This window comes from Streptomyces sp. NPDC096136, from assembly GCF_044763325.1.
GTDB lineage: Bacteria > Actinomycetota > Actinomycetes > Streptomycetales > Streptomycetaceae > Streptomyces.
This window is the reverse complement of record NZ_JBIWFZ010000004.1, coordinates 155,692-181,046: the sequence shown is the minus strand read 5'-3', so window position 1 is coordinate 181,046 and position 25,355 is coordinate 155,692. Positions and strand designations below refer to the sequence as shown.

The following is a 25,355-nucleotide window of genomic DNA, read 5'->3' as shown; positions in this document are numbered from 1 at the left end:
TCATGGGAGAGGTCCGCTTGACCAGCGTAGAAACCGACCGGAACAGCCTCGATCAGGCTTCCGGCAAGGGTTCCAACAACAAGAAGGAGCAGGGAGGGGAAGCAGCCGCGAAGCCGGAGACCCGCAGGGGCAGCCCGCGCTCGCGGCGCAGCGCCGCCTTCGCGGTCTGGTACCTCCGGGCCGTCACCTTCGTCAACTTCCTCAGTGCGGTGTGGCTCTCGCTCGGGCAGGACCTGCGCCGGCACAACACCGCCGACTTCTACACCCCGTACCTGCTGACGGCCGGCTTCGCCTCCGGCCTGTTCTCGCTGCTGCTCGCGGTCACCATGGGCCGGCGCAAGCGGGCCGCGTGGATCCTGAACCTGGTGGTCAGCGGCATGCTGCTGCTGGCGTTCGCGGTCGCCGCCTTCGCCCCGTGCACCGGCGGCGAGTTCAGCCTGTGCTACCCCGAGTTCCGCGACCACGCGCAGAACTGGGTCTCCCTCGTCCTGACCGCGGCGTTCGTCGGCGCCCTGCTGGTGGGCCGCCACGAGTTCTACGCCAAGGGCGACCGCTCCAACCCCAGGCTGGCCACCGCCGTCGCCGCCGTCGGCCTGCTCCTCACCTCGCTGGTCGCCGCGCTGCTCGTCGGCGCCACCAACACCGACCCGGACCGGGCCGACGCCACGTTCCTGGCCCGCTGGCGGTACGGCGTGATGCGGCTGATCACCCTGGCCCCCGACGACAAGGCGTACAACGCGATCACCACCCCCGCCTGGGTGGACGTGTTCATCAACGTCATGTCGATGCTGCTGCTGCTCGCCGTGCTCTTCGCCGCCTTCCGCTCGCGCCGCGCCGTCGACCCGCTCACCCCCGAGGACGAGGAGCGGCTGCGGGCCCTGCTCGCCAAGCAGGGCGACCGCGACTCGCTCGGCTACTTCGCGCTGCGCCGCGAGAAGTCCGTCATCTGGTCCCCCACCGGCAAGGCCGCCGTCACCTACCGCGTCGTCGGCGGGGTCTCGCTGGCCTCCGGCGACCCCATCGGCGACCCCGAGGCCTGGCCGGGCGCCATCGAGCCCTGGCTGGCCGAGGCCCGCGAGCACGGCTGGGTGCCGGCCGTGATGGGCGCCTCCGAGGAGGCCGGACAGATCTACGCCCGGCACGGGCTGGACGCCCTGGAGCTGGGCGACGAGGCCATCGTCGAGACCGACGAGTTCACGCTGGAGGGCCGCGCCATGCGCACCGTCCGGCAGGCCTACAACCGCGTCAAGCGGGCCGGCTACACCGTCCGCATCCGCCGGCACGCCGACATCCCGGCCGAGGAGATGACCGTCCTGCTCCAGCGCGCCGACGACTGGCGCGACGGCGCGACCGAGCGCGGCTTCTCCATGGCCCTGGGCCGCCTGGGCGATCCGGGCGACGGCCAGTGCGTGATGCTGGAGTGCACCGACGGCAACGGCGACCTGCGCGCCGTGCTGTCCTTCGTTCCCTGGGGCCCCAAGGGCCTGTCGCTGGACCTGATGCGCCGTGACCGGGACTCCGAGAACGGCCTGATGGAATTCATGGTCATCGAACTCCTGGAGCGCTCGAAGGAGATCGGCGTCACACAGGTCTCACTGAACTTCGCGATGTTCCGCTCCGTCTTCGAGCGGGGGTCCAAGCTCGGCGCGGGTCCGGTGCTGCGCATGTGGCGCTCGCTGCTGAGCTTCTTCTCCCGCTGGTGGCAGATCGAGTCCCTCTACCGGGCCAACGCCAAATACCGCCCGATCTGGGAGCCGCGGTTCATGCTCTTCGAGAAGAGTTCCGACCTGCTGCGCATCGGCATCGCGGCGGGCCGGGCCGAGGGCTTCCTGGAGGCGCCCGGCCTGCCGAAGTGGCTGCACCGCAGACATCTGGAGACGATTCGTTGACGTCGTGGACGACGGCCTCACCGCGGCGGTTCGCCCGCCGCGAGTGGGGCCCCCTGTTCTGGACCCTCAGGGACGCACTCGTCCACGACAAGTGGCGGGCCGCCCCGATGACCATCGGCGCGGTCTGCCTCACCTCGGTCTTCCAGATCGTGCAGAACACGCACTGGGGCTTCCAGCCCGTCCAGAACCTCGGGTCCGTCAAGGCCGTCGACCCCCTGTGGCTCGCGCTGCTGCGCACGCCGCTGTCCCTCTTCGTCCCCGCCCTCGACCTGCCGGTGTGGGGGGCGCTCGCGCAGATCCTGCTGGTCTTCGGGATCGCCGAGATCTGCATCGGCTGGTGGCGCACCCTGCTGATCGGCTACGTCGCCACCCTCGCCGGCACCACCTACGCCCGCATCGGGCTCTCGCTGGGACCCGACCACCCCTTCGGGCTGCCGGTCACCGACCGCGTCGTCAACGACACCGGCCCCTCGGCCGCCGTGGTGGGCCTGGCCATCTACGTCTGCTGGCGCTACCGCGCCTACTTCACCGGCACCCTCGTGATCCTCGTGATGATCGGGGAGGTCCTCGTCAAGGACAACCTCGCCGGCAAGGAGCACCTGGCGGCGATCGCCGCCGTCATGGCCGTGTGCGTGGCCCGCGCCAAGTGGGGGCCGCCCCGCTCCCGCGCCCCGCTGGGCCACCGCGCCCCGCCCGCCCCTCCCCCGTCCCGCACCCCCGGGCCGGCCTGAGCCCTGCCGGAGGCGTGCGAGCCCGTACCGTATCCGGGTGACCACAGACCTCGGACCCGGGCCCTTCCCCACCGGGCGGCAGTGGATGCGGGCCCACCCGCTCGCCACCGACGCCGTGCTGGCGCTCGGGGCACTGGTCGCCATGGTCCTCGGCTCCTTCGTCGACCCGCACGGCCCGCTCGGCCCCACCTTCCGCACCCGCGCCCCCGAACCGGTCTCCCTGGTGCTGATGGTGCTCGGCGCGGCCGCCCTCGTCTTCCGGCGCCGCCGGCCGCGCAGCGTGCTCGCCGTCACCTGCGCGCTGACGCTCGTGGAGCTGGCCACCGGCGAGCCGCGGGCACCCGTCGCGATGAGCGCCGTGATCGCCCTGTACACCGTGGCCTCGCGCACCGACCGCCCCACCACCTGGCGCACCGGCCTGCTGACGATGGCGGGCCTGACCGGGGTGGCGATGCTGGCCGGGCCGCTGCCCTGGTACGCGCAGGAGAACATCGGCATCTTCGCCTGGACCGGGATGGCCGCGGCCGCGGGGGACGCGGTGCGCAGCCGCAGGGCCTTCGTCGACGCCATCCGGGAACGGGCGGAACGCGCCGAGCGCACCCGCGAGGAGGAGGCCCGGAGGCGGGTCGCCGAGGAGCGGCTGCGCATCGCCCGGGACCTGCACGACGTGGTGGCCCACCACATCGCCCTGGTCAACGTGCAGGCGGGCGTGGCCGCGCACGTCATGGACAAGCGGCCCGACCAGGCCAAGGAGGCCCTGGCCCACGTACGGGACGCGAGCCGCTCGGCGCTGAACGAGCTGCGCGCCACGGTCGGGCTGCTGCGGCAGTCCGGTGACCCGGAGGCGCCGACGGAGCCGGCGCCGGGGCTGGCCGTCCTGGACGAACTGCTGGACACCTTCCGACACGCCGGCCTGCCGGTGGAGGCCGCGGTCCAGCTGGGAACGGGCACGGACCCGCTGCCGGCCGCCGTGGACCTGGCGGCGTACCGGGTGGTCCAGGAGGCGCTGACCAACGTCCGCAAGCACGCGGGCCCGGGGGCCCGGGCCCAGGTCAGCGTGGTCCGGGTGGGCGCCTCGGTGGAGGTGACCGTACTGGACGACGGCGGCGACTCGGCGGACTCCTCCCCCGCCCAGGGCGACCCGGGCGGCGGCCACGGCCTCCTCGGCATGCGCGAACGCGCGGGCGCCCTCGGCGGCTCCTGCTTCACGGGTCCCCGCTACGGGGGCGGCTACCGGGTCCACGCCATCCTGCCGGTGTGAGGGGCGGGGCGGCGGGACCCGGGCGGGGCGGTGTCGGAAGCCGACCCCGGTCAGCAGCAGTTGGGGAAGTCCCAGGCCCACCAGCCCTGCCCGAGGGCGGGGCGCACCTTGCCCACGAGGGCGCCGTTGCTGTTGCGGAGGTAGATGCCGGTGCGGAAGTTGCCCTGGGACTGCTCGTCCGTCACGTTGATGGAGCTCGCGGCGCGGGCCTTGCCGAGGGGGTCGGGCATGCCCAGGGACACCCAGCCGGTCCACTGCTTGTTGATGGTCCAGCGCGTCCACACCGCATAGTCGGTGCCGACCAGGAACTGTTCCTTCTCCCCACCCGGGAGCGCGTGGTCCTTCACCCCGTAGTCACATATGTAGAGGCCGCCGCCCCCGGCGTTGCAGCTGGCCGCCGCCTGGGCCGGTGCGACGGCCACGGCCATTCCCGCGATGGTGGCGACGGCGACGACGGCAGCCTTGATCTTCTTCAACCTGAGCACCCTGTCCTCTCGGTGTGATCCGCTCAAGCCGGGCCCTTGGGACCGGCTATGACATGCCGTCAGCTTACTTGTCGGTACTCAGCACGGCTTGCGCCATGCGCCCAGTTCGTACTTCTTCTGCATCGAGCTCAGCTTCAGCTCCTTCGACCGTGCGCAGAAGCGGTTCGTGGAGAGTTCGTACTCCACGTGGAAGACGGCCTTGTCCGCCTTGATGAAGGGGGTGAGGGTGTCGCACTCCTCGTACTGGGCGCACTGCTCGTTGACGGCGAAGTCGAACTCGCCCACCAGGTGCGGGATCTGGTCGAGGTCGTTCTTCAGGCCGACCGCCATCCCGCGGTCGTGTGCCAGGCGGGCGATCAGGCGGTTGTAGGCCAGCTGGTGGTCGGCGGTCAGGGGGAAGCCGGTCTTGTTCTGGTAGCCGTCCATGTTGTCGGGCTCCACCGCGTCGAAGCCCTTGTCCCGGCACATGTCGAAGCGCTTGGCCATCAGCGGTTCCAGGGCGGCCGTCTGGCGGATGTCCAGCCACCGCTCGCCCTTCCAGCCGTTGCCCTCCCCCAGCAGCGACTTCGGGAAGGCGTCGGCGTCGGTGCGGAAGTCCTCCCAGGCGCCGGTGGAGACGTAGCAGATGGTCCGCCGCCCGGCCTTCTTCAGCCCCGCTACCTGCTCCTTCGTCGTGTTGAACCCGTCCACGTCGTACACCGGCACCTTCACCGAGGTGTCCAGCCTCCCCGAGAGCTGCCACTGCCAGGGCGTCCCCGGCCGGGGCTGCCAGCGCTCCCCCGGTGCCGGGGCCGGCGCGAGGTCGGGGGTCTCGCCGTCGTCGTCCGGCCCGGCCGTGCAGGCGGTGAGCAGCAGCAGGCCGGCCGTCAGCAGGGTGGCGGAGCGCTTCATCCGGTGGTCTCCAGGGCGTACGGGAGGGTCCCCCAGGGGTGTACGCCGCCGCCCGGGACGGCGCAGTGCACGCCGGCCCCCCGTTCGGCGGCCAGTTCGGCGGCCGGGGCGTGCGGCGGGACGGCGTACACGAGGTGGCAGAACCGTTCGGCGGGGTGGTCGGCGGTCCAGGGGGGCGGGGTGGCGGCGCCGTCGCGGTAGGCGTCCCAGGGGCCCTCGAAGGTGACGAGGAGGTCGGCGAGCCCGGCGTACCCGGGGTGCGGGTGGACGCCGTGGTTCAGGACGAGCGTACGGGCCCCGGCGGCGCGGGCGGCGACGGCGAGCCGGCCGTAGTGGGGCAGCAGTTCGGGGCCCGAGGCGGCCTGGTCGAGGAAGGCCCCGTCGGCCGCGTACCAGTCGCGGTGGCGCAGCAGGTCCTGGACGACCTCGGCGTGGGGGCGGCGCCCGTAGTCGGTGTCGGTGTAGCCGAGGACGGGGACGCCGGCGTCCCGCAGCCGGACGGCGACGGCGGCGAACCGTTCGTCGGGGGCGCTGCCGGGCCCGCTGTCGGGGTTGAGCACGACCGAGTGCAGCCGGTCGGCGGAGGCGATGAGGCGCTCCCACGCCTCGGGCCGGTCGGCGGGGTGCTCGTAGAGCGGGACCAGCAGCATGCCGTCGTCCTCGGAACGCGGGGTCATCGGTGGGCCGTCGCACGGCCGAGGAGCAGGCAGACCAGGACGGACAGCACGGCCGCGGCGGCGCCGGCCACCACGAGCTGGACCAGCCGGGACTGCTGCGCCCCGGCGAGCAGGGCCAGGCTCTGGGCGGCGGCCGCGGCGGCGCAGACCGCGGCGGCGGGCCGGACGGCGCCGAAGGACTGCAGGAGCAGCCCGGTCCACATCACGGCGCCGAGCAGCAGCAGGGTGGCGGCGCGGTCCCAGGTCAGGCCCGGGGCGTGCGGCCACAGCAGGGTTCCGGCGGTGCCCAGCAGGAGCAGGACCGTCAGGTACACGGCCAGGCACCGGGTCAGGGTGGAGAGCATCCGCCGCCGGAACGCCCGGGGCGAGCGGGCGGCGCGCAGCCCGGCGAGGCTGCCGCTGCGGAAGCGGTGCAGGAGCCATTCGGCGGGCCCCATGCTGAGGGTGAGGGCCACCGCCGAGGGGGCCGCGACGGCCTCGGCGGGGCCGCCGGTGAGGACCTCACCCAGGGCGGCGTACAGCACCAGCAGGCCGGTCCCGAGCCCGAACACCCCGTAGGGCACGGAGTCCCGGATGCGGGGGCCGCGCCGGGCGCGGTCCTCCTCGGCGCCGCGCAGCATCCGCCAGCGCACCGTGCCCCCTCCGCCGGAGTGGAGGCGCGCCCGGCCGGTGGCGCCTCCCGGCGCCGGCCGGCGGATCCTGCGCACGGCGGCCCGGGCCCCCTCGGCCAGCGGCAGCTCCCGCAGGGCGAGGGTGCAGGCGGCGGCCAGGGACACCAGCAGCAGGGTCACCCGTACGGGCACGGGCGGGTCGGTGAACAGGGCGAGCGTCGATCCGGCGGCCATCGGGCCGAGGGCGGCCAGCAGCAGCCGCTCCCGTCCGAGGACCAGCAGGACGGTCGCGGCCCCCACGTACAGGGCCTGTCCGGCGGCGAAGGCGTACGAGAACGGGGGCCCGCCGGGGACGGCGAACGCGGCGGCGGTGCCCAGGAGCGCCCCGGCGGGAGCGCCGACGAGCAGGGTCCGCCCGGCGGAGGCGCGGTCGCCGAGGCCGAGCCAGGTGTAGGCGCGGTGGGACAGGGTCTGGTCCCAGACCCAGCCGATGAGGGCGCCGGCGAGCAGGGTCAGGGTGCCGGCGGGCAGTCCGAGCCGGTCGGGCGGGCCCTCCAGCAGGGGTGCGCCCAGCAGGTAGGCGAGGCCGGGCAGGGCGAAGATCAGGCCGCGCAGCAGGCAGGCGGTGAGGGAGACCTTCCAGGGGTCGGGGAGGGCGTCGGGTTCGGGGAAGGAGCGGGGGACGCGGTCGTAGAGCTCCTCGGCGAGGGCGAAGGAGTCGGGGCGGCCGTAGGTGAGGCGGATGTACTCGTCGGTCATGCCGTCGGATTCGAGGACGGCGGCGATCTCGTCGGGGTGGACGGCGGCGGCGACGAACGCGTCGAGCCGCCGGGCGAGTTCGTCCATGGGGTCGGCGGCGGCCTCCCCCTCCCCCGGCCCGGGGCCGCCGGGCCGGGGGAGGACGGGCAGGGTGTCGGTGGCGGCCGCGGCGGGGTACGGCCGGGCGGTGCGGCCGGTGCGGGTCCGGGGGCCTTCCGGCCCGGGCGGTTTGAGCCAGAGGGATCCGCTCATCCCACGCTCCCGTCGGCCGCGAGTTCCCGGTACCAGGGGTCGGCGAGGCGCCGGGTCCACTCGTCGCCGGGGCGGACGGGCGGGGCGGGCTGTCCGGCGAGCTCGCGGTAGATGTGGCGGAAGCCGTCCACGGACTGGTGGAGGGTGAACTTCTCGACGACCCGTTTGCGGGACATCCGGCCCAGTTCGGCGCGGCGTTCGTCGTCGCGGAGCAGGGCGAGGGTGGCGCGGGCCATGGTCTCGGGCTCGCGGGGCGGGACGACCAGGCCGGTGTCGGCGACGGCCTCGCGGACGCCGCCGACGTCGGTGGAGACGGTGGTGCGGCCGCAGGACATGGCCTCGATGATGCTGAAGGGGAAGCCCTCGCTGATGCTGGAGAGCATGACGACGCTGCCGGCGGCGTAGGCCCGGTGGACCTCCCTGATCGGGCCCTCCCAGCTGATGCCGTCGCCGACGCCGAGTTCGGCCGCGAGCTTCTCCAGGCGCAGCCTGTACTCCTCGCAGCCGGCCGGGACCGGGCCGAAGAGGCGCAGGCGCAGGGCGGGGAGTTCGCCGCGCATGAACGCGTAGGCGCGGATGAGGGTTTCGAGGTCCTTGATCGGGTCGATGCGGCCGCACCAGGTGAGGGTGGGCACGTCGGGTTCGGGCCCGGCCTCGGGGAAGACGTGCGGGTCGACGCCGTTGTAGACGGTGCGGATGCGTTCGGCTTCGGCGCCCCCGCGCTCCTCCCAGCGGCGGTTGTACTGGTTGCAGGGGGTGATCAGGTCGGCCTGCCGGTAGCCCTCGGAGTTGAGCTCCCGGTAGAAGCCGAGGACGAGGGCCTTGACGGGCCAGCGCTGGGCGGCTGTGCGGTAGCCGAGGTAGCGCTCCCGCAGGTAGATGCCGTGCTCGGTGAGGAGGAAGGGCACCCCGTCGAGCGTTTTGGCGGCGAGGGCCGGGAGGGTGGCGAGGCCGCTGCTGACGGCGTGGGCGACGCTGTCGGGCGGGATCCGCACGGACAGCGGGCGCAGGGCGTGTTCCAGCAGGTCGGTGGCGGTGAGCGCGTCGTGGATGGTGGGCCCGGCGGCGGCGGTGGCCAGGCCGGGGCGGGTCCAGACGGCCATCAGCAGGCGCAGCGCGGGTTCGGAGCGCAGGGCCGGGGCGAGGCGGCCGGCCCGGGCGAGGCGGGCGAGTTCGCGGAGGGCTTCGGAGAAGCCGCCGCGGTGGGGGCCGTCGCCGGCCGTGGCCGGCGGAGGGCCGAGCAGGGAGAGCAGGAAGGCCTCGTAGACCTCGGTGAAGCGGCGGTGGGCCCTGCCGCGCAGGGCGGTGCGGCGGGTCGTCCGGGGCGGTGGGCCCCACAGCGGGACGGCGGTGTGCCGGTAGACGTTGCGCGGCAGCTGCCAGGTGACCGGCTCGCGTCCTGAGCCGGTGAGGGCTATGACGTTGAAGTCGACCTCCGGCATTCCGCGTACCAGCTGGTCGCACCAGGTGCTGACGCCCCCGTGGACGTGCGGGTAGGTGCCTTCGGTGAGCATGGTGACATGACGCCCATGGCTCATGTGCTGAGTCCCCCCAGGACTGAAAAGGGGCCGGCGCCCGCGGTGGGGCGGAGCGCCGGCACTGGGTACTACCGGGTGGAGCGGGCGACGACGGGGCGCGGGGCCCCGCGGTCAGAGGAGCCGGAGGGTGACCGCCGACTGGAGCAGGTCGGGGGCCGTCCAGGCGGAGCGGGTGCCGGCGTAGGCGGTGCCGAAGTCGGCGGTGCCGAGCAGGAGCTGCTTCTTCGTCCCGTTGGGTGCGGTGATCGGGGCGACGATGCCGGAGGGCGCCTTGACGGTGACGTCCTTGCCGATGCGGTAGGCGGTGACCTGGTTCGCGGCGATCGCCTTGTTCCAGGCGGCGCGGCGCTGGAGCTCGACGCCGGTGGCCTTCATGCTCTGGTTGACGATCGGCGCGCTGGGCGCGTAGAGGGAGCGGTAGGTGTCGAGGACCTGGTTGAGCACGGGGTACAGGGTCCGGTCCTCGGCGAGGTTGGACTGGTGGACGTAGTGCGGCTTCGGGTCGTTGGCGAGGACGTGGCGCAGAGCGGTCTTCGCCTCGGTCGGGACGATGTAGTCGAGGTAGCCGGTGTTGACGTCCAGCGGGGCGGGCAGGCAGGTGGAGGTCGCCGGGTTGTCCTCGCAGAGGCCGCTGCCGCCGTCGGCGCGACTGGTGTAGATCCAGTTGTACTCGTCGGCCATCTCCGCGTTGGTGCCCGTGTTGTAGTACACGTTCATCGGGTAGCGGGGGACGGTCAGGGCGGCGCCGACCGCCCGCTGGTCGGGTTCGCGGGAGTTGTCGCTCCCGGCCCACTTGACCCCGTTGTCGGCGAGGGCGCCGGCCAGGTTGGGGTTGTCCTGGGGCTGCTGCGGGAGGGTCTTGAGGCCGGAGTGCTCGCCGGTGACGAGTTCGGAGCGGTCGGTGGTGAGGCCCTTGGAGGCGGCCCAGTTGTTGTTGTCGCGGATCTGCGCCGAGATGTCGGCCCGGCTCATCCAGTTGGTCTGGCCCTGGGCGTTCTTCGTGCAGGTCCAGGGGCTGACGCTGACGTCCTGGGTGCAGCCGAGGAAGAGGTGGGTGTAGGTGTGGTTCATCCAGCGGTACTTGGCCTTGTCGGCCAGGAGCTGGGTGGTCAGGGCGTCGGTGCCGCCGTTCTCGGTCTTCCACTCCTCGCCGGCGCCCGCGTTGAAGAGCAGGTCCAGCTTGAAGTCCTTGGAGGTCTGCCACTGCGCGAGGTACTGGGCGTCGGCGGCGGTCATGCGGACCGTCGACTCCTTGCCCTCGCCGCCCGCGCAGGCGTAGTCGCCGGGCGTGCAGTTCAGGCCCTTGTCCCAGCGGGCGTCCGGGGCGAAGACGTCGTCGACGTGGACGGCGAAGTAGTTGCGCTCCTGGCCGAGGTGCACGCCCTGGGTGAGCCATTCGACGATGCCCCGGGCCAGCAGCCGGAACTGCTGCTGGTACTGGTTGTAGCCGAAGGTGACGACGAGTTCGCTGCGGCCGTCGTGGGCGTACTCGCCGACGAGGGAGCCGCGTCCGGAGCCCACGGGGGCGTCGACGTAGCTGGTGTAGCCGGCCATCGGCTTGGCGATGAACCCGTAGCTCTCCGGAATCAGGGGAGAGTTGTCCTCGAAGGCCACTTGACCGCCGAGGTAGCCGAAGGGGCCCGCCTTGCCGGCGTCGGTGACGGCGGCCTGCGTGCCGTCGAGGGTGCCGGTGTAGCCGCCGTTGTCCGTGTACTCCAGGCCGACTTCGGGGTGCGCCCAGGTGTAGGCGTCCACCTGGCGGATCCCGTACGTGGTCTCGTACGTGGTGAGTGCGGCCATCTCGGCGGAGCCGGTGCCGAAGGGGTTCTCGTTCGGCAGGACCACGCCCTGGTACTTGGCGCGCGGCCGGCCGTTGACGGTGTCGCTGAGGAAGGCGGCGTCGATCTTCGGGCGGCTCGCGCTGCCCAGGTCGACCCGCGTGTACGGGACTCCGGTGTCGCGGAGTTCCGCGGTGATCGCCCCGACCGAGCTGCCGCCGTCGTCGACGACCAGCACCTTCAGGTCGATGCGCGGTGCCACGGTCGCCGCGTGGGCGGTCGTGGCGGGTACGGCTACCGAGATCAGCGCCGCTGCGCCCATGGCCGCGGCAGCCCTGTTCATCCGGTTCTTGTTGACCATTTCGGCCTTTCCCCCCGCAGGCGTCCCTCGTCGCGGCCGATGGCGGACGGCCGGGCCGGGGAGGCTCTGTGGAAATCATGCAAAAGGACCCCGCGTCCCCTTGCGAGAGTGGCTCGAGTCTCTCGGACCTCGTCAGGTCTCATCGGCAAACCTGGAGCAGAGTCCACAGATGGGTGAACCTGATGGCGCTTTGGTCGAACAAGTTGACAAACCTTCGAGTGACGTACGGATGACGGGCTGCGCGTAGGCTCGTTTCCGGCGGCCGTCGGGCCCGAATACGATCGCTGCGGAGCGGCCGGCGACCCCGACGCGACAGAAGCGCCCATATAACACAAACGGAAGCGAGACTTCACCACCGTGACTGCTCTGACTCTCAGCACTGCCGGCGCGGCGACGCTGCGCGCCGACGCCCTCGTGGTCGGCGTGGCGAAGGGCCCGAAGGGGCTCGTCGTGGCCGCCGGCGCGGAGGCCGTGGACACGGCGTTCGACGGAAAGCTCGCCGCCGTACTGGACGCGCTCGGCGCCTCCGGCGCCGAAGGCGAGACCACCAAGCTGCCCTCCCCGGCCGGCCTCAAGGCCCCGGTCGTGCTGGCGGTCGGCCTGGGCCCCGCGCCCGAGCAGGACGAGTCCTTCGACGAGGAGGCCCTGCGCCGCGCCGCCGGCTCCGCCGCCCGCGCGCTGCACGGCTCCAAGAAGGCCGCCTTCGCGCTCCCCCTGGAGGACGCCTCCGCCGTCACCGCGGTGGCCGAGGGCGCGCTGCTGGGCGCGTACGCCTTCACCACCTACCAGGGCGGCGAGAAGAAGGCCGCCAAGAACGGCGGCCCCAAGCAGCCGCTGGCCGAGGTGGCCCTGCTCGGCGCCAAGCCGCGCGACAAGGAGCACAAGGCGGCCGCCGAGCGCGCCGTCGTCGTCGCCGCCGAGGTCAACGTCGCCCGCGACCTGATCAACACCCCGCCGAACGACCTCACCCCGGCCGCCTTCGCCGCGATCGCCGCGGCCACCGCCAAGGAGCTCGGCCTCAAGGCCCAGGTCCTGGACGAGAAGGCGCTGGTCAAGGGCGGCTACGGCGGCATCATGGGCGTCGGCAAGGGCTCCGAGAACCCGCCGCGCCTGGTGAAGATCGCCTACACCCACCCCGAGGCGGAGAAGCACCTCGCCTTCGTCGGCAAGGGCATCACGTACGACTCGGGCGGCATCTCCCTGAAGCCGGCCGGTCACAACGAGACCATGAAGTGCGACATGTCCGGGGCGGCCGCCGTGTTCTCGGCCGTCGTCGCCGCCGCCAAGCTGGGCCTGAAGGTCAACGTCACCGGCTGGCTCGCCCTCGCCGAGAACATGCCGTCCGGCTCCGCCACCCGTCCCGGTGACGTCCTGCGCATGTACAGCGGCAAGACCGTCGAGGTCCTGAACACGGACGCCGAGGGCCGCCTGGTCCTGGGCGACGCCCTGACCAAGGCCTCCGAGGAGAACCCGGACGCGATCGTCGACGTGGCCACCCTGACCGGCGCGATGGTGCTGGCGCTGGGCGACCGCACCTTCGGCATCATGGCCAACGACGACGCCTTCCGCACGTCGATCCACGAGATCGCCGAGGAGGTCGGCGAGTCCTCCTGGCCGATGCCGCTCCCCGAGGACCTGCGCAAGACCATGGACTCCCCGACCGCCGACATCGCCAACATGGGCGTGCGGATGGGCGGCGGCCTGGTGGCCGGCCTCTTCCTCCAGGAGTTCGTCGGCGAGGGCATCACCTGGGCCCACCTCGACATCGCGGGCCCGGCCTTCCACGAGGGCGCCCCGTACGGCTACACCCCCAAGGGCGGCACCGGCTCCGCCGTCCGCACCCTGGTGCGCCTGGCCGAGCGCACCGCCACCGGCGACCTGGGCTGACCCGCCCCGCCACCGCCGTCGCGGAGCACGTCCCACCTGGTGGGACGTGCTCCGCGACGCGCTGCGCGCCCCGGGACCGGGACCTCGGCCCCGGGGCGTGTTCGCTCTGGAAGAAATCTTGAGGATCAGTAGGTTTCTACGCCCGGGTAACCCGGACTTCGGGCGGAACGACGGTCCACACCCGGGGCCCGGCGTCCCGCGTTCCCCCGACAAATGCGAAGATGGGTTCTCGGCAGGACAGGGCCCCCACCACAGGGCCGAAGAAACAAGCGGCCGATTACCAGCCGCCGCCCGGTCACAGAGGACCGGTGCCCGGCGCACATGCATGGAGGACGTGACGTGGCGAACGACGCCAGCACCGTTTTCGACCTAGTGATCCTCGGCGGTGGCAGTGGCGGCTACGCCGCGGCGCTCCGCGCATCGCAGCTGGGTCTCGACGTTGCGCTGATCGAGAAGAACAAGCTCGGCGGCACCTGCCTGCACAACGGCTGCATCCCCACGAAGGCTCTGCTGCACGCCGGTGAGGTCGCCGACCAGGCGCGCGAAGCCGGACAGTTCGGTGTCAAGGCCTCCTTCGAGGGCATCGACATCGCCGGTGTGCACAAGTACAAGGACGAGGTCATCGCCGGCCTGTACAAGGGTCTGCAGGGCCTGGTCGCCTCCCGCAAGGTGACCTACATCGAGGGTGAGGGCCGCCTCTCCTCCCCGACCTCCGTCGACGTCAACGGCCAGCGCATCCAGGGCCGCCACGTCCTGCTGGCGACCGGCTCCGTGCCGAAGTCGCTGCCCGGCCTGGACATCGACGGCAACCGCATCATCTCCTCGGACCACGCGCTGGTCCTGGACCGCGTGCCGCAGTCCGCGATCATCCTGGGCGGCGGCGTCATCGGCGTCGAGTTCGCCTCGGCGTGGAAGTCCTTCGGCACCGACGTCACCGTCATCGAGGGCCTCAAGCACCTCGTCCCGGTCGAGGACGAGAACAGCTCCAAGATCCTGGAGCGCGCCTTCCGCAAGCGCGGCATCAAGTTCAACCTCGGCACCTTCTTCCAGAAGGCCGAGTACACGGAGTCCGGCGTCCGCGTCACCCTCGCCGACGGCAAGACCTTCGAGGCCGAGGTGCTGCTGGTCGCCATCGGCCGCGGCCCGGTCTCGCAGGGCCTGGGCTACGAGGAGCAGGGCGTCGCGATGGACCGCGGCTACGTCCTGGTCGACGAGTACATGCGCACCAACGTGCCGACCATCTCCGCCGTCGGCGACCTCGTCCCGACCCTCCAGCTCGCGCACGTCGGCTTCGCCGAGGGCATCCTGGTGGCGGAGCGGCTGGCCGGTCTGAAGACCGTCCCGATCGACTACGACGGCGTCCCGCGCGTCACGTACTGCCACCCCGAGGTCGCCTCCGTCGGCATCACCGAGGCCAAGGCCAAGGAGATCTACGGCGCGGACAAGGTCGTGGCCCTGAAGTACAACCTGGCGGGCAACGGCAAGAGCAAGATCCTGAAGACCGCGGGCGAGATCAAGCTCGTCCAGGTCAAGGACGGTGCCGTGGTCGGCGTCCACATGGTCGGTGACCGGATGGGCGAGCAGGTCGGCGAAGCCCAGCTGATCTACAACTGGGAGGCCCTGCCGGCCGAGGTCGCGCAGCTCATCCACGCGCACCCGACCCAGAACGAGGCGCTCGGCGAGGCCCACCTGGCCCTGGCCGGCAAGCCCCTTCACGCACACGACTAATCCACAGTCACGGGCGCGACGACCACTTCCGCACTTTCGTTAGGAGCAACAGAAACCATGCCGGTTTCCGTAACCCTTCCGGCGCTCGGTGAGAGCGTCACCGAGGGCACTGTCACCCGTTGGCTGAAGGCCGAGGGCGAGCGCGTCGAGGCCGACGAGCCGCTGCTCGAGGTCTCGACCGACAAGGTCGACACCGAGATCCCCTCCCCCGTCTCCGGCATCCTCGCGTCCATCAAGGTCGCCGAGGACGAGACGGTCGAGGTCGGCGCCGAGCTGGCCATCATCGACGACGGCTCGGGCGCCGCTGCCCCGGCCGCCGCCCCGGCCGCCGAGCCCGCCGCCGCCCCGGCGCCGGTCGCCGAGGCCCCGGCCGCCCCCGCACCGGCCGAGACCCCGGCCGCCCCGGCCCCCGCCGCCGCCGCTCCGGCCGCGTCCGGCACCGATGTCGTGCTCCCCGCCCTGGGCGAGTCCGTCACCGAGGGCACCGTCACCCGCTGGCTGAAGGAGGTCGGCGAGTCCGTCGAGGCCGACGAGCCGCTGCTCGAGGTCTCCACGGACAAGGTCGACACCGAGATCCCCGCCCCGGTTTCCGGCACCCTGCTGGAGATCCTGGTCGCCGAGGACGAGACCGCCGAGGTCGGCGCGCGTCTGGCCGTCATCGGTGTCGCCGGTGCCGCTCCGGCCGCCGCCCCGGCCGCCGCCGCTCCGGCTCCGGCCGCTCCGGCCGCCCCGGTCGCCGCCCCGGCCCCGGTCGCCCCCGCGGCTCCGGTCGCCGCTCCGGCCCCGGTCGCCCCGGCCGCCCCGGTCGCCGCCCCGGCCCCGGTCGCCCCCGCGGCTCCGGCCCCGGTGGCCGCTCCGGCTCCGGTCGCCGCTCCGGTCGCCCCCGCCGCCCCGGTCTCGGCCGGTGACGAGGGCGCCTACGTGACCCCGCTGGTGCGCAAGCTCGCCTCGGAGTCCGGCGTCGACCTGGCCTCGGTCACGGGCACCGGTGTCGGTGGCCGTATCCGCAAGCAGGACGTCCTGGCCGCCGCCGAGGCCGCCAAGGCCGCCGCCGCCCCGGCCCCGGCCGCTGCCGCCCCGGCCGCCGCCAAGGCCCCGGCCGCGGTGTCCGAGCTGCGCGGTCAGACGGTCAAGATGACCCGCATGCGCAAGGTCATCGGCGACAACATGATGAAGGCCCTGCACTCGCAGGCGCAGCTCAGCTCCGTGGTCGAGGTGGACATCACCAAGATCATGAAGCTGCGCGAGAAGGCCAAGGCCGGCTTCCTCGCCCGCGAGGGCGTCAAGCTGTCCCCGATGCCGTTCTTCGTCAAGGCCGCTGCCCAGGCGCTGAAGGCCCACGCGGTCGTCAACGCCCGGATCAACGACGACGAGGGCACCATCACCTACTTCGACTCGGAGAACATCGGCATCGCCGTGGACTCCGAGAAGGGCCTGATGACCCCGGTCATCAAGGGTGCCGGTGACCTCAACCTGGCGGGCATCTCCAAGGCGACCGCCGACCTGGCCGCCAAGGTCCGCGGCAACAAGATCACCCCGGACGAGCTGTCCGGCGCGACCTTCACCATCAGCAACACCGGCTCGCGCGGTGCGCTGTTCGACACGGTGATCGTTCCGCCGAACCAGGTCGCGATCCTGGGCATCGGTGCCACGGTCAAGCGCCCGGTGGTCATCGAGACCGAAGAGGGCACCGTCATCGGCGTCCGCGACATGACGTACCTGACCCTGTCCTACGACCACCGCCTGGTGGACGGCGCGGACGCGGCCCGGTACCTCACCGCCGTCAAGGCGATCCTCGAGGCCGGCGAGTTCGAGGTCGAGCTCGGCCTGTAAGGCCAGAGCGCGCAGGGATCTGCCGCTTGCGGCGCCCCCGCCCGGATTCGTCCGGGCGGGGGCGCCGTCGTTGTAACGAGCCTCACCCTGCGTCCCTGACCACGAACGCATCGGAGCAGGCCACAGCGGCCTTATTGTCTAGGCATCAGGCCCCGCGTGTCCGCACACACAGGAGTTGAACCCCGATGATCACCCCACCCGTCGTGCACTCGCTGCGCGAGCAGATCCGCGAGCACATCGTGGAGGGGATCGTCAGCGGCCGCTGGAAGCCCGGCGAGCGGATCGTCGAGCGGCGCATCGCGGTCGAGCTGGAGGTCAGCCAGACGCCCGTGCGGGAGGCCCTGCGCGAGCTGGAGACGCTGCGGCTGATCGAGTCGGCGCCGAACAAGGGCGTGCGCGTACGGAACCTCTCCGCGGCCGACCTGGAGGAGATCTACCCGGTCCGGGCCGGCCTGGAGCAGATCGCGGCCGAGCTGGCCGCGCCGCGGCTGGCGGCCGACTGCTCGGCGCTGGAGCCGCACGTGGCGGCCCTCTGGGAGGCCGACCGAGTCCAGGACGGCACCGCGCAGGTGCGGCACACGGTGGGCTTCCACCGGGAGCTGGTGCGGGCCGCCGGGAACAGCGTGCTGCTGCACACCTGGGAGAGCCTGGGCATCGAGGTCTTCACCGCCCTGTCGATCCGGTGGCTGGGAACCGTCCAGAAGTCGTACGCCGAGGAGCACGAGGCCCTCGTCGCGGCCTTCCGCAGCCAGGACCCGGACATCGGGGTGCTGGTGAAGCGGCACGTCCTGGGCTGCGCCCCACGGAGCGCCTGACCCGCTTCTGACCTGCGGTTTTGAGCGATCCTCCAGGGGGTCGCGGGCACTTTGGCGTGTACTGATGAAACCGGCACGGCGTGCCTGTGTTCATGGCACCCGGTGCCGACTTTCGCCGTAGCGTCGAATATTCGTCACTTTTATTTGATCGATCATCGATCAGGGATTTACAGTCACTGCGGACCCCCACCCGGGTCCATCGGCCCTGTCCTGCCCGTCAGGGTTTTCTTCACCACCTCCTCTCCTTTGTCCGGAAGGCGGCGCACACCGATGTCCGACCCCGTAGGAAAGCTTCCGAGCGAGCTCGACCAGCTCCCGGACCGCGACACCGAAGAGACCGCCGAATGGGCGGCCTCCCTCGACGCCGTCGCCAAGGCCGCCGGTACGCGCCGCGCCGAATACCTGCTCCGCCGCACGCTCCAGCACGCCGAGGCCGCCGGCCTGGCGCTGCCGAAGCTGCTGGAGACGGACTACGTCAACACCATCCCCACCTCCGCCGAACCCGAGTTCCCGGGTGACGAGGAGATGGAAGCCAAGATCACCGCCTGGAACCGCTGGAACGCGGCCGCCATGGTGACCCGCGGCTCCAAGTACGGCGTCGGCGGCCACATCGCCACCTTCGCCTCGGCGGCCTGGCTCTACGAGACCGGCTTCCAGCACTTCTTCCGCGGGAAGGAGGCCGACGGATCGGGCGACCAGCTCTACATCCAGGGCCACGCCTCCCCCGGCATCTACGCCCGCGCCTTCCTCGACGGGCGCGTCTCCGAGCAGCAGCTCGACAACTTCCGCCAGGAGTCCGGCGGCAACGGCCTGCCGTCCTACCCGCACCCGCGGCGCCTGCCGTGGCTGTGGGAGTTCCCCACGGTCTCCATGGGCCTCGGCCCGCTCTCCGCGATCTATCAGGCGCGCTTCAACCGCTACCTGCAGAACCGGAACATCAAGGACACCTCCAACTCCCACGTCTGGGCCTTCCTCGGCGACGGCGAGATGGACGAGCCCGAGTCGACCGCCGCCCTGGCCCTGGCCTCCCGCGAGCAGCTCGACAACCTGACGTTCGTCATCAACTGCAACCTGCAGCGCCTCGACGGCCCGGTCCGCGCGAACTTCCGCGTGGTCCAGGAGCTGGAGGCCCAGTTCCGCGGTGCCGGCTGGAACGTCATCAAGACCCTGTGGGGCTCCGCCTGGGACGAGCTGTTCCAGCTCGACACCACGGGCGCCCTGGTACGCCGCATCCGCGAGGTGCCGGACGCGCAGTTCCAGACGTACGCGACCCGCGACGTGGCCTACATCCGCCAGCACTTCTTCGGCGCCAACGCCGAGCTCGTGCAGCTGGCCGGGGTGCTGTCCGACGCGAAGATCGCCGAGTGCTTCCACACCTCGCGCGGCGGCCACGAGCCCCGCAAGGTGTACGCCGCGTACAAGGCCGCCCTGGCGCACAAGGGCGCGCCGACGGTCATCCTGGCGCAGACCGTCAAGGGCCACACGCTGGGTGCCGGGTTCGAGTCGAAGAACGCGAACCACCAGATGAAGAAGCTGACGATCGACGAGTTCAAGGACATGCGCGACCTCCTTGGCCTCCCGATCCCGGACAGCGCCTTCGCCGACGGCAAGGTCCCGTACGGCCACCCGGGCGCGAACAGCCCCGAGGTGCAGTACCTGCACGAGCGCCGCGCGGCCCTCGGCGGCCCCGCCCCGGCCCGCAAGGTCCACCACGTGGCCCTGCCGGCTCCGGCCGAGCGCTCCTTCGCCCCGCTCATCAAGGGCTCCGGCAAGCAGGAGATGGCCACCACCATGGCCTTCGTCCGCCTCGTCAAGGACCTGATGCGGGACAAGGAGACCGGCAAGCGCTGGGTGCCGATCGTCCCCGACGAGGCCCGTACCTTCGGCATGGAGTCCCTCTTCCCGTCGGCCGGCATCTACTCGCCGCTGGGCCAGACGTACGAGCCGGTCGACCGCGACCAGCTGATGTACTACAAGGAGGCCAAGGACGGCCAGATCCTCAACGAGGGGATCACCGAGGCCGGCGCCATGGCCGACTTCATCGCCGCCTGCACGTCGTACGCGACGCACGGCGAGCCGATGATCCCGTTCTACATCTTCTACTCGATGTTCGGCTGGCAGCGCACCGCCGACCAGATGTGGCAGCTCGCCGACCAGCTCGGCAAGGGCTTCATCGTCGGCGCGACCGCCGGCCGCACCACCCTGACCGGTGAGGGCCTCCAGCACGCGGACGGCCACTCGCACCTGATCGCGTCCACGAACCCGGCGTCGCTCAACTACGACCCGGCGTTCGCGTACGAGATCGCGGTGATCGTCAAGGACGGTCTGCGCCGGATGTACGGCGAGCAGCCCGAGGACGTCTTCTACTACCTGACGGTCTACAACGAGCCGAAGGTCCAGCCGGCCATGCCCGAGGGCGTGGAGGAGGGCATCCTCAAGGGCCTGTACCGCTTCAACACGGCCGCCGCCCTGGAGGCCGCCCCGGCCGCCGACGCCCCGAAGATCCAGCTCATGGCCTCGGGTACGGCGATCCACTGGGTCCTGGAGGCGCAGCGGCTGCTGGCCGCCGACTGGAACGTGGCCGCCGACGTGTGGTCCGCCACCTCGTGGGGCGAGCTGCGCCGCGACGCGCTGGAGTGCGACGAGGCCCTGCTGCGCGGCGAGGAGCGCACCCCGTACGTCACCCGCGTACTGGAGGGCGCCCCGGGCCCGGTCCTGGCCGTCTCCGACTGGATGCGCCAGGTTCCGGACCAGATCAGCCAGTGGGTCCCGCAGGACTACACCTCGCTGGGCACGGACGGCTTCGGCCTCTCCGACACCCGCGAGGGCGCCCGCCGCCACTTCGGCGTCGACGCCCAGTCCATCGTGGTGGCCGCCCTGGCCCAGCTCGCCCGCCGCGGCGAGGTCCCGGCGTCCGCCGTCAAGGAGGCCCGGGAGCGCTACGGCCTCTGAGCCGCCGGCGACCGGAACGCGCACCGCACCGAAGGCCGGTGCCCGACCCCCGCGGGGGTCGGGCACCGGCCTTTGGCCGTATGAGCGGTGGCGGTGCGGGGGTGGAGCCGTGATGCTGGATCGCGTGATGGACGAGACGGAGTTCTGGGAGATCGTCGACCGTACCCGCGAGGCCGCCGAGGGCGACCCCGAGGAGCATGCCGAGCTGCTCGTGGAACGGCTGGCCCAGCTGGATCCCGACTCCGTGCTGGACTTCGCCCGGCACTTCGAGTCCCGGTACAACCGCGCGTACACCTGGGACCTGTGGGGGGCGGCGTGGGTGCTGCTCGGCGGCGCGAGCGACGACGCGTTCGACTACTTCCGGTGCTGGCTCATCGGGCAGGGCCGGGAGGTCTTCGAGGGCGGGGTGCACGACCCGGACCAGCTGGCGGAGCTCCTGGGCGAGTTCGACGAGGAGATCGACGGGGACGGCGAGGAGCTGGGGTACGCGGCCGACGAGGCGTACGAGCAGCTGACCGGGGCGGTGGCGCCCGACCTGGGGATCCCCCTCCAGGCGGAGGAGCCGGAGGGCGCCCCGCTGGACTTCGAGAACGAAGCCGTGCTCGCGGAGCGCTTCCCCCGGCTCTGGGACCGCTTCGGGGGCTGAGCCCCGGCCGGGTCCGGAGCCCGGGCCGCCCCGTCCGGCGGGCCGGGCGGTCCTGGGGGCGGCCTAGTAGTGGGTGCCGCCGTCGATGCGGATCTCGGTGCCCGTGATGAAGGCGCCGTCCTCGGAGCCGAGCATCGCGACGACGCCGGCGACGGTCTGCGGGCCGGCGAAGCCCTGGCCGAGGGCCGGGGCCAGCTTGGCGAAGAGGGACCAGTCGGTGTCCTCGGGCAGGCCGGGGCCGTTGCCGGTGGTCATGCCGCTCTCGATGGAGCCGGGGGCGACGGAGACGAAGCGCAGGCCCTGCTTGCTGTACTCGGCGGCCAGGGCGTGGGTCATCGACTGGATGCCGCCCTTGCTGGCCGCGTAGGCGGACATGTAGGGGTGCGCGAAGCTCGCCGAGGTGGAGCTGAAGTTCACGACGACCGGCTGGTCGCCCGCCAGCAGCGCGGGGAGGGACTCGCGGATCATCAGGAAGGTGCCGGTCAGGTTGACCGCGATGACCTTGTTCCAGAAGTCGAGCGTGGTCTGGTGGGTGTGCGCGGAGCGCAGGATGCCCGCCGCGTTGACCAGCACGTCGATGCCGCCGAGGGCGTCCACGGCGGCGGCGACGCCCTCCTTGACCGAGCTCTCGTCGGATATGTCCAGCACGGCGGTGGTGAGCCGGCCGGCGTGGCCGTCGGCCGCGGCCCGCTCGGCGGTGGCCTTGAGGCCGGTTTCGTTGACGTCCACGGTGTGGACGCGGCCGCCCTCGGAGAGAATGCGGTGCACGGTGGCCTGGCCGATGCCGGAGCCGCCGCCGGTGATGAGGACGCGACGTCCTTCGTAACGGTTCATGAGGTGAAGCGTACCGAGAAGATGACACGTTTTGCCAGACTGGCATCAAATGCATCCATCTGATCCGACTGGCGGTACGCTTCACCCGTGAGATCTCCCCGTCCGTACTCCCCCCAGAGCGGCTCCGGAGCCCAGTCGCTGACGGAGCGCCGCAAGGCCGCCACCCAGCTCGACATCGCCCGCGCCGCCTGCGAGCTCTTCGCCGCGCACGGCCCCGACGGGACCACCGCCGAGGACATCGCCCACCGGGCGGGGGTCGCACTGCGCACCTTCTACCGCTACTTCCGCAACAAGCAGGAAGCCGTGGCCCCGCTGCTCGCCGGCGGGGGCGACGCCTGGCGCGCGCTGCTCGCCGAGGAGGACCCCGCCACTCCGCTGGCGCAGGCCCTGGAACGGGCCGTGACCCGCGCCCTGAGCGACTCCAAGGCCGTCGAGGAGGGCTTGGAGGTCACCCGCGGCCTGCTGCGCGCGGCCGCCACGGACGAGGCCCTGCGGGCCGTCTGGTACCGGGTGAACCAGGAGTCCGAGGAGCGGCTGGTCCCCATCGTGGCCCGACTGGCGGGCCCGGAGGCGCAGGAGCTGTCCGTACGCCTGGTGTCCGCGGCCGCCACCGACGCGATCCGCGTCGCGCTGGAGCTGTGGTCCGCCGGCGACGCCCCGGTCTCCGGGCCCGGCTCCCCGGCCGACCTCGCGGTGCGCTGCCTGCGCGAGCTGACCGGCGCGATGCCCCTGCTCCGCTGAGCGCGGGGCAGGGGCACCGGAAGGAGTCCGGACGGGCGGGACGGGTCAGCGCCAGCCTCCCCAGTCGCCGTCCCAGTTGGCGTTGTCCCAGCGGCTCCAGTCGTTATTGCCCCAGTTGCCATGGTGCCGCCAGTGGCCGCTGTTGCCGCAGTCGTCGTCATCGTCCCAGTTGTTGGCCCAGCGGGAGTGGCCGGAACGGTTCCAGTTCCCGTCGTGGTCGTGGGCGGACGCGCTGCTCAGGGGCAGCAGGGCCAGGGTGATCCCCGCGGCGCCGGCGACTGCGGCACCGATGATCCTACGGCGCATCTTCATGCACCTCCGAACATGTATCGCTTATCGGGCTTATCGGGCCTTTAGGTCCCAATCAACCGTTACTCCGGTCGGGCGACCTGTCAAAAGCAGAAGGCCCCCCGCCCCTCTCCGAAGAGAGCGGCGGGGGGCCTCCCAGCAGGCACGATCCCGGCTTCGCGGGCCGACTTTTTACAGGTCGAAGTAGAGCTCGAACTCGTGCGGGTGCGGACGCTGGGCGATCGGGGCGATCTCGTGCGTGCGCTTGTAGTCGATCCAGGTCTCGATCAGGTCGGGGGTGAAGACACCGCCGGCCAGGAGGTACTCGTGGTCCTCCTCCAGGGCCTTGAGGACGTCCTCGAGGCTGGTCGGGACCTGCGGAACGTTCGCGTGCTCGTCCGGGGAGAGCTCGTAGAGGTCCTTGTCGATCGGCTCCATCGGCTCGATCTTGTTCTTGATGCCGTCGAGGCCCGCGAGGAGCAGCGCCGCGAAGGCGAGGTACGGGTTCGAGGACGGGTCCGGCGCGCGGAACTCGACGCGCTTGGCCTTCGGGTTCGAGCCCGTGATCGGGATGCGCATGGCGGCGGAGCGGTTGCGCTGCGAGTACACCATGTTGACCGGCGCCTCGAAGCCCGGCACCAGGCGGTGGTACGAGTTCACCGTCGGGTTGGTGAAGGCGAGCAGCGACGGGGCGTGCTTGAGGATGCCGCCGATGTAGTAGCGGGCGGTGTCCGACAGGCCCGCGTAGCCGGCCTCGTCGTAGAAGAGCGGCTCGCCGCCGGCCCACAGGGACTGGTGGACGTGCATGCCCGAGCCGTTGTCACCGAAGATCGGCTTCGGCATGAAGGTCGCGGTCTTGCCGTTGCGCCAGGCGACGTTCTTCACGATGTACTTGAAGAGCATCAGGTCGTCGGCCGCGGCCAGCAGCGTGTTGAACTTGTAGTTGATCTCGGCCTGGCCGCCGGTGCCGACCTCGTGGTGCTGGCGCTCGACCTGGAGGCCCTGGGCGTCCAGCTCCAGGGAGATCTCGGCGCGCAGGTCGGCGAAGTGGTCGACCGGGGCGACCGGGAAGTAACCGCCCTTGTAGCGGACCTTGTAGCCGCGGTTGTTCTCCTCGGAACCGGTGTTCCAGGCGCCGGCCTCGGAGTCGATGTGGTAGAAGCCCTCGTTCGCGGAGGTCGCGAAGCGCACGCTGTCGAACACGTAGAACTCGGCCTCGGGGCCGAAGAACGCGGTGTCGGCGATGCCGGTGGAGGCGAGGTAGGCCTCGGCCTTCTTCGCGATGTTGCGCGGGTCGCGGCTGTAGGCCTCACCCGTGATCGGGTCGTGGATGAAGAAGTTGATGTTGAGCGTCTTGTCCTTGCGGAACGGGTCCAGACGCGCGGTCGTGATGTCGGCGCGCAGCGCCATGTCCGACTCGTGGATCGCCTGGAAGCCGCGGATCGAGGAACCGTCGAAGGCCAGCTCCTCCGCCGGGTCGAACGCTCGCGCCGGAATGGTGAAGTGCTGCATCACACCAGGCAGGTCGCAGAAGCGGACGTCGACGAACTTGACGTCGTTCTCCTCGATGTACTGCTTCACTTCGTCGGCGTTCTTGAACATCCAACTCCTCCTACTCCCGGTCCCCGGGGCAGGGACGGGCTTTATAGCTCGTGGCGCGTCAGTGCGGTGCCGCACGCTGACCCGACCATAAGCAGACGGGATTTCCCAAGCATGACCCATTTGTTTCGCACAAGTTAACCAGGGTCCCGTCCAGGTCCCGTCGAAGCGCACCGGTACCGTGGTGGAGTGGACAACAGGCAAGCAATCGGTTCCTGGCTCTCCGGCCCCCGCGCGGCCGCCGAGGACATGGGCGTCGACTTCGGTTATCCGGGCCAGCAGCTCGGCCTGCCTCAGTCGGGGCCCGGCTCCGTGGCCCGTTTCGGGCGCCGGCTCGGCGCCGTGGCCATCGACTGGATCGGCTGCCAGCTGATCGCATACGGGCTCATCACCCATGGCGACCTGACCTCGGCGGGCAACTGGACGCTGGGGCTCTTCGTGGCCCTGGCGATCCTGACCGTGGGCACCGTGGGATTCACCCCTGGCAAGCGGATGCTCGGCCTCCGGGTGATCGGGCAGAACGGCGGCCGCCTCGGCCTCCCCCGCGTGGTGCTCCGTACGGTGCTGCTGGCCCTGGTCATCCCGGCGCTGGTCTGGGACCGGGACGGCCGCGGACTGCACGACCGGCTCTCCGGAGCGGTCCAGGTCCGGATCTGAGGCCGCCCCCGCCGGGGACGGCGCAGGAGAACGGAAGAGGAGCGCCCCACCCGGCCGGCGGCGCGGGGGGCGCTCCTCGTGTTTTTGGTTATAGTGCCGGTGAGCGGGGGGCCGGGGCCCGCCTGCCGCCGGCGGGGCGCGG

At 71.8% G+C, this 25,355-nt stretch carries 20 protein-coding genes; 11 read left to right on the top strand and 9 right to left on the bottom strand.

Going from position 1 to position 25,355, the window contains the following annotated elements; all coding sequences use genetic code 11:
* Positions 1–2: 2 nt before the first annotated feature.
* The 3 genes from ACIRBY_RS10005 to ACIRBY_RS09995 all read left to right on the top strand — a co-directional run bounded on the left by ACIRBY_RS10005 (position 3) and on the right by ACIRBY_RS09995 (position 3,881).
* Positions 3–1,889 carry a phosphatidylglycerol lysyltransferase domain-containing protein gene (locus ACIRBY_RS10005; protein WP_403898687.1) on the top strand — a complete coding sequence of 629 codons (1,887 nt, stop codon included), beginning with the start codon at positions 3–5 and terminating at the stop codon, positions 1,887–1,889.
* Complete coding sequence (locus ACIRBY_RS10000; RefSeq protein WP_403898685.1) at positions 1,886–2,620, top strand: hypothetical protein; 735 nt, start codon at positions 1,886–1,888, stop codon at positions 2,618–2,620. The genes ACIRBY_RS10005 and ACIRBY_RS10000 overlap by 4 nt, the downstream gene beginning before the upstream one ends.
* Before the next feature lie 85 nt (positions 2,621–2,705).
* The gene (locus ACIRBY_RS09995) at positions 2,706–3,881 is read left to right on the top strand and encodes a sensor histidine kinase (protein WP_403899565.1); all 1,176 of its coding nucleotides are present in this window, start codon (positions 2,706–2,708) and stop codon (positions 3,879–3,881) included.
* A 50-nt stretch (positions 3,882–3,931) separates the two neighbouring features.
* Here the strand turns inward: ACIRBY_RS09995 and ACIRBY_RS09990 are convergent, their stop codons facing one another.
* The 6 genes from ACIRBY_RS09990 to ACIRBY_RS09965 form a co-directional block, all read right to left on the bottom strand.
* Entirely contained in the window at positions 3,932–4,357 is a 426-nt protein-coding gene (locus ACIRBY_RS09990; protein WP_403898682.1) for a hypothetical protein, read from the bottom strand.
* An 87-nt stretch (positions 4,358–4,444) separates the two neighbouring features.
* A complete protein-coding gene (locus ACIRBY_RS09985; protein ID WP_403898680.1) occupies positions 4,445–5,257 on the bottom strand; it encodes an endo alpha-1,4 polygalactosaminidase in 813 nt (270 codons plus the stop codon).
* Entirely contained in the window at positions 5,254–5,934 is a 681-nt protein-coding gene (locus ACIRBY_RS09980) for a spherulation-specific family 4 protein (protein WP_403898677.1), read from the bottom strand. The genes ACIRBY_RS09985 and ACIRBY_RS09980 overlap by 4 nt, the downstream gene beginning before the upstream one ends.
* Positions 5,931–7,556 (bottom strand): hypothetical protein, encoded by a 1,626-nt coding sequence (locus ACIRBY_RS09975; protein WP_403898674.1) that lies wholly within the window; start codon positions 7,554–7,556, stop codon positions 5,931–5,933. The genes ACIRBY_RS09980 and ACIRBY_RS09975 overlap by 4 nt, the downstream gene beginning before the upstream one ends.
* Entirely contained in the window at positions 7,553–9,094 is a 1,542-nt protein-coding gene (pelF, locus tag ACIRBY_RS09970) for a GT4 family glycosyltransferase PelF (RefSeq protein ID WP_403898671.1), read from the bottom strand. Before pelF ends, ACIRBY_RS09975 begins: the two co-directional genes overlap by 4 nt.
* 111 nt (positions 9,095–9,205) lie before the next feature.
* Entirely contained in the window at positions 9,206–11,233 is a 2,028-nt protein-coding gene (locus ACIRBY_RS09965; protein ID WP_403898669.1) for a hypothetical protein, read from the bottom strand.
* A 357-nt stretch (positions 11,234–11,590) separates the two neighbouring features.
* Here ACIRBY_RS09965 and ACIRBY_RS09960 point away from each other — a divergent pair, with 357 nt between their 5' ends.
* From ACIRBY_RS09960 to ACIRBY_RS09935, 6 genes are all read left to right on the top strand, one after another.
* On the top strand, positions 11,591–13,120 hold the full coding sequence (locus ACIRBY_RS09960) for a leucyl aminopeptidase (RefSeq protein ID WP_403898666.1): 1,530 nt from the start codon (positions 11,591–11,593) through the stop codon (positions 13,118–13,120).
* A gap of 339 nt (positions 13,121–13,459) precedes the next feature.
* Positions 13,460–14,848 carry a dihydrolipoyl dehydrogenase gene (gene lpdA / locus ACIRBY_RS09955; RefSeq protein WP_045950452.1) on the top strand — a complete coding sequence of 463 codons (1,389 nt, stop codon included), beginning with the start codon at positions 13,460–13,462 and terminating at the stop codon, positions 14,846–14,848.
* A gap of 57 nt (positions 14,849–14,905) precedes the next feature.
* The gene (gene sucB, locus ACIRBY_RS09950) at positions 14,906–16,681 is read left to right on the top strand and encodes a 2-oxoglutarate dehydrogenase, E2 component, dihydrolipoamide succinyltransferase (RefSeq protein ID WP_403898663.1); all 1,776 of its coding nucleotides are present in this window, start codon (positions 14,906–14,908) and stop codon (positions 16,679–16,681) included.
* Between the two features lie 188 nt (positions 16,682–16,869).
* Positions 16,870–17,496 (top strand): GntR family transcriptional regulator, encoded by a 627-nt coding sequence (locus ACIRBY_RS09945; RefSeq protein ID WP_045951851.1) that lies wholly within the window; start codon positions 16,870–16,872, stop codon positions 17,494–17,496.
* A 270-nt stretch (positions 17,497–17,766) separates the two neighbouring features.
* Positions 17,767–20,448 (top strand): pyruvate dehydrogenase (acetyl-transferring), homodimeric type, encoded by a 2,682-nt coding sequence (aceE, locus tag ACIRBY_RS09940; RefSeq protein ID WP_403898660.1) that lies wholly within the window; start codon positions 17,767–17,769, stop codon positions 20,446–20,448.
* A 127-nt stretch (positions 20,449–20,575) separates the two neighbouring features.
* Entirely contained in the window at positions 20,576–21,094 is a 519-nt protein-coding gene (locus tag ACIRBY_RS09935) for a DUF4240 domain-containing protein (RefSeq protein WP_403899562.1), read from the top strand.
* Between the two features lie 63 nt (positions 21,095–21,157).
* Here ACIRBY_RS09935 and ACIRBY_RS09930 read toward each other — a convergent pair whose 3' ends face one another.
* Positions 21,158–21,928 (bottom strand): SDR family NAD(P)-dependent oxidoreductase, encoded by a 771-nt coding sequence (locus ACIRBY_RS09930; RefSeq protein WP_403898657.1) that lies wholly within the window; start codon positions 21,926–21,928, stop codon positions 21,158–21,160.
* Between the two features lie 87 nt (positions 21,929–22,015).
* Here ACIRBY_RS09930 and ACIRBY_RS09925 point away from each other — a divergent pair, with 87 nt between their 5' ends.
* On the top strand, positions 22,016–22,669 hold the full coding sequence (locus ACIRBY_RS09925; RefSeq protein WP_403898654.1) for a TetR family transcriptional regulator: 654 nt from the start codon (positions 22,016–22,018) through the stop codon (positions 22,667–22,669).
* Between the two features lie 45 nt (positions 22,670–22,714).
* Here ACIRBY_RS09925 and ACIRBY_RS09920 read toward each other — a convergent pair whose 3' ends face one another.
* Together ACIRBY_RS09920 and glnA are read right to left on the bottom strand one after the other, a co-directional pair.
* Positions 22,715–22,975 carry a hypothetical protein gene (locus tag ACIRBY_RS09920; RefSeq protein WP_403898651.1) on the bottom strand — a complete coding sequence of 87 codons (261 nt, stop codon included), beginning with the start codon at positions 22,973–22,975 and terminating at the stop codon, positions 22,715–22,717.
* 174 nt (positions 22,976–23,149) lie between these two features.
* Positions 23,150–24,559, bottom strand: coding sequence for a type I glutamate--ammonia ligase (gene glnA / locus ACIRBY_RS09915; RefSeq protein WP_366452721.1), 1,410 nt, complete (start codon positions 24,557–24,559; stop codon positions 23,150–23,152).
* Positions 24,560–24,745: 186 nt separating this feature from the next.
* Between glnA and ACIRBY_RS09910 the strand changes: the two genes are divergently transcribed.
* Positions 24,746–25,213, top strand: a complete 468-nt coding sequence (locus tag ACIRBY_RS09910) for an RDD family protein (RefSeq protein ID WP_403898649.1) — start codon at positions 24,746–24,748, stop codon at positions 25,211–25,213.
* The last annotated feature ends 142 nt before the right edge of the window (positions 25,214–25,355 follow it).

Bases quoted from the DNA above. Each gene is read 5' to 3' on its own strand.
- ACIRBY_RS10005 (WP_403898687.1), top strand. From the start codon at position 3: ATGGGAGAGGTCCGCTTGACCAGCGTAGAAACCGACCGGAACAGCCTC.
- ACIRBY_RS09995 (WP_403899565.1), top strand. From the start codon at position 2,706: ATGCGGGCCCACCCGCTCGCCACCGACGCCGTGCTGGCGCTCGGGGCA.
- ACIRBY_RS09985 (WP_403898680.1), bottom strand. From the start codon at position 5,257: ATGAAGCGCTCCGCCACCCTGCTGACGGCCGGCCTGCTGCTGCTCACC.
- ACIRBY_RS09980 (WP_403898677.1), bottom strand. From the start codon at position 5,934: ATGACCCCGCGTTCCGAGGACGACGGCATGCTGCTGGTCCCGCTCTAC.
- ACIRBY_RS09975 (WP_403898674.1), bottom strand. From the start codon at position 7,556: ATGAGCGGATCCCTCTGGCTCAAACCGCCCGGGCCGGAAGGCCCCCGG.
- pelF (WP_403898671.1), bottom strand. From the start codon at position 9,094: ATGAGCCATGGGCGTCATGTCACCATGCTCACCGAAGGCACCTACCCG.
- ACIRBY_RS09965 (WP_403898669.1), bottom strand. From the start codon at position 11,233: ATGGTCAACAAGAACCGGATGAACAGGGCTGCCGCGGCCATGGGCGCA.
- sucB (WP_403898663.1), top strand. From the start codon at position 14,906: ATGCCGGTTTCCGTAACCCTTCCGGCGCTCGGTGAGAGCGTCACCGAG.
- aceE (WP_403898660.1), top strand. From the start codon at position 17,767: ATGTCCGACCCCGTAGGAAAGCTTCCGAGCGAGCTCGACCAGCTCCCG.
- ACIRBY_RS09935 (WP_403899562.1), top strand. From the start codon at position 20,576: ATGGACGAGACGGAGTTCTGGGAGATCGTCGACCGTACCCGCGAGGCC.
- ACIRBY_RS09930 (WP_403898657.1), bottom strand. From the start codon at position 21,928: ATGAACCGTTACGAAGGACGTCGCGTCCTCATCACCGGCGGCGGCTCC.
- ACIRBY_RS09920 (WP_403898651.1), bottom strand. From the start codon at position 22,975: ATGCGCCGTAGGATCATCGGTGCCGCAGTCGCCGGCGCCGCGGGGATC.
- glnA (WP_366452721.1), bottom strand. From the start codon at position 24,559: ATGTTCAAGAACGCCGACGAAGTGAAGCAGTACATCGAGGAGAACGAC.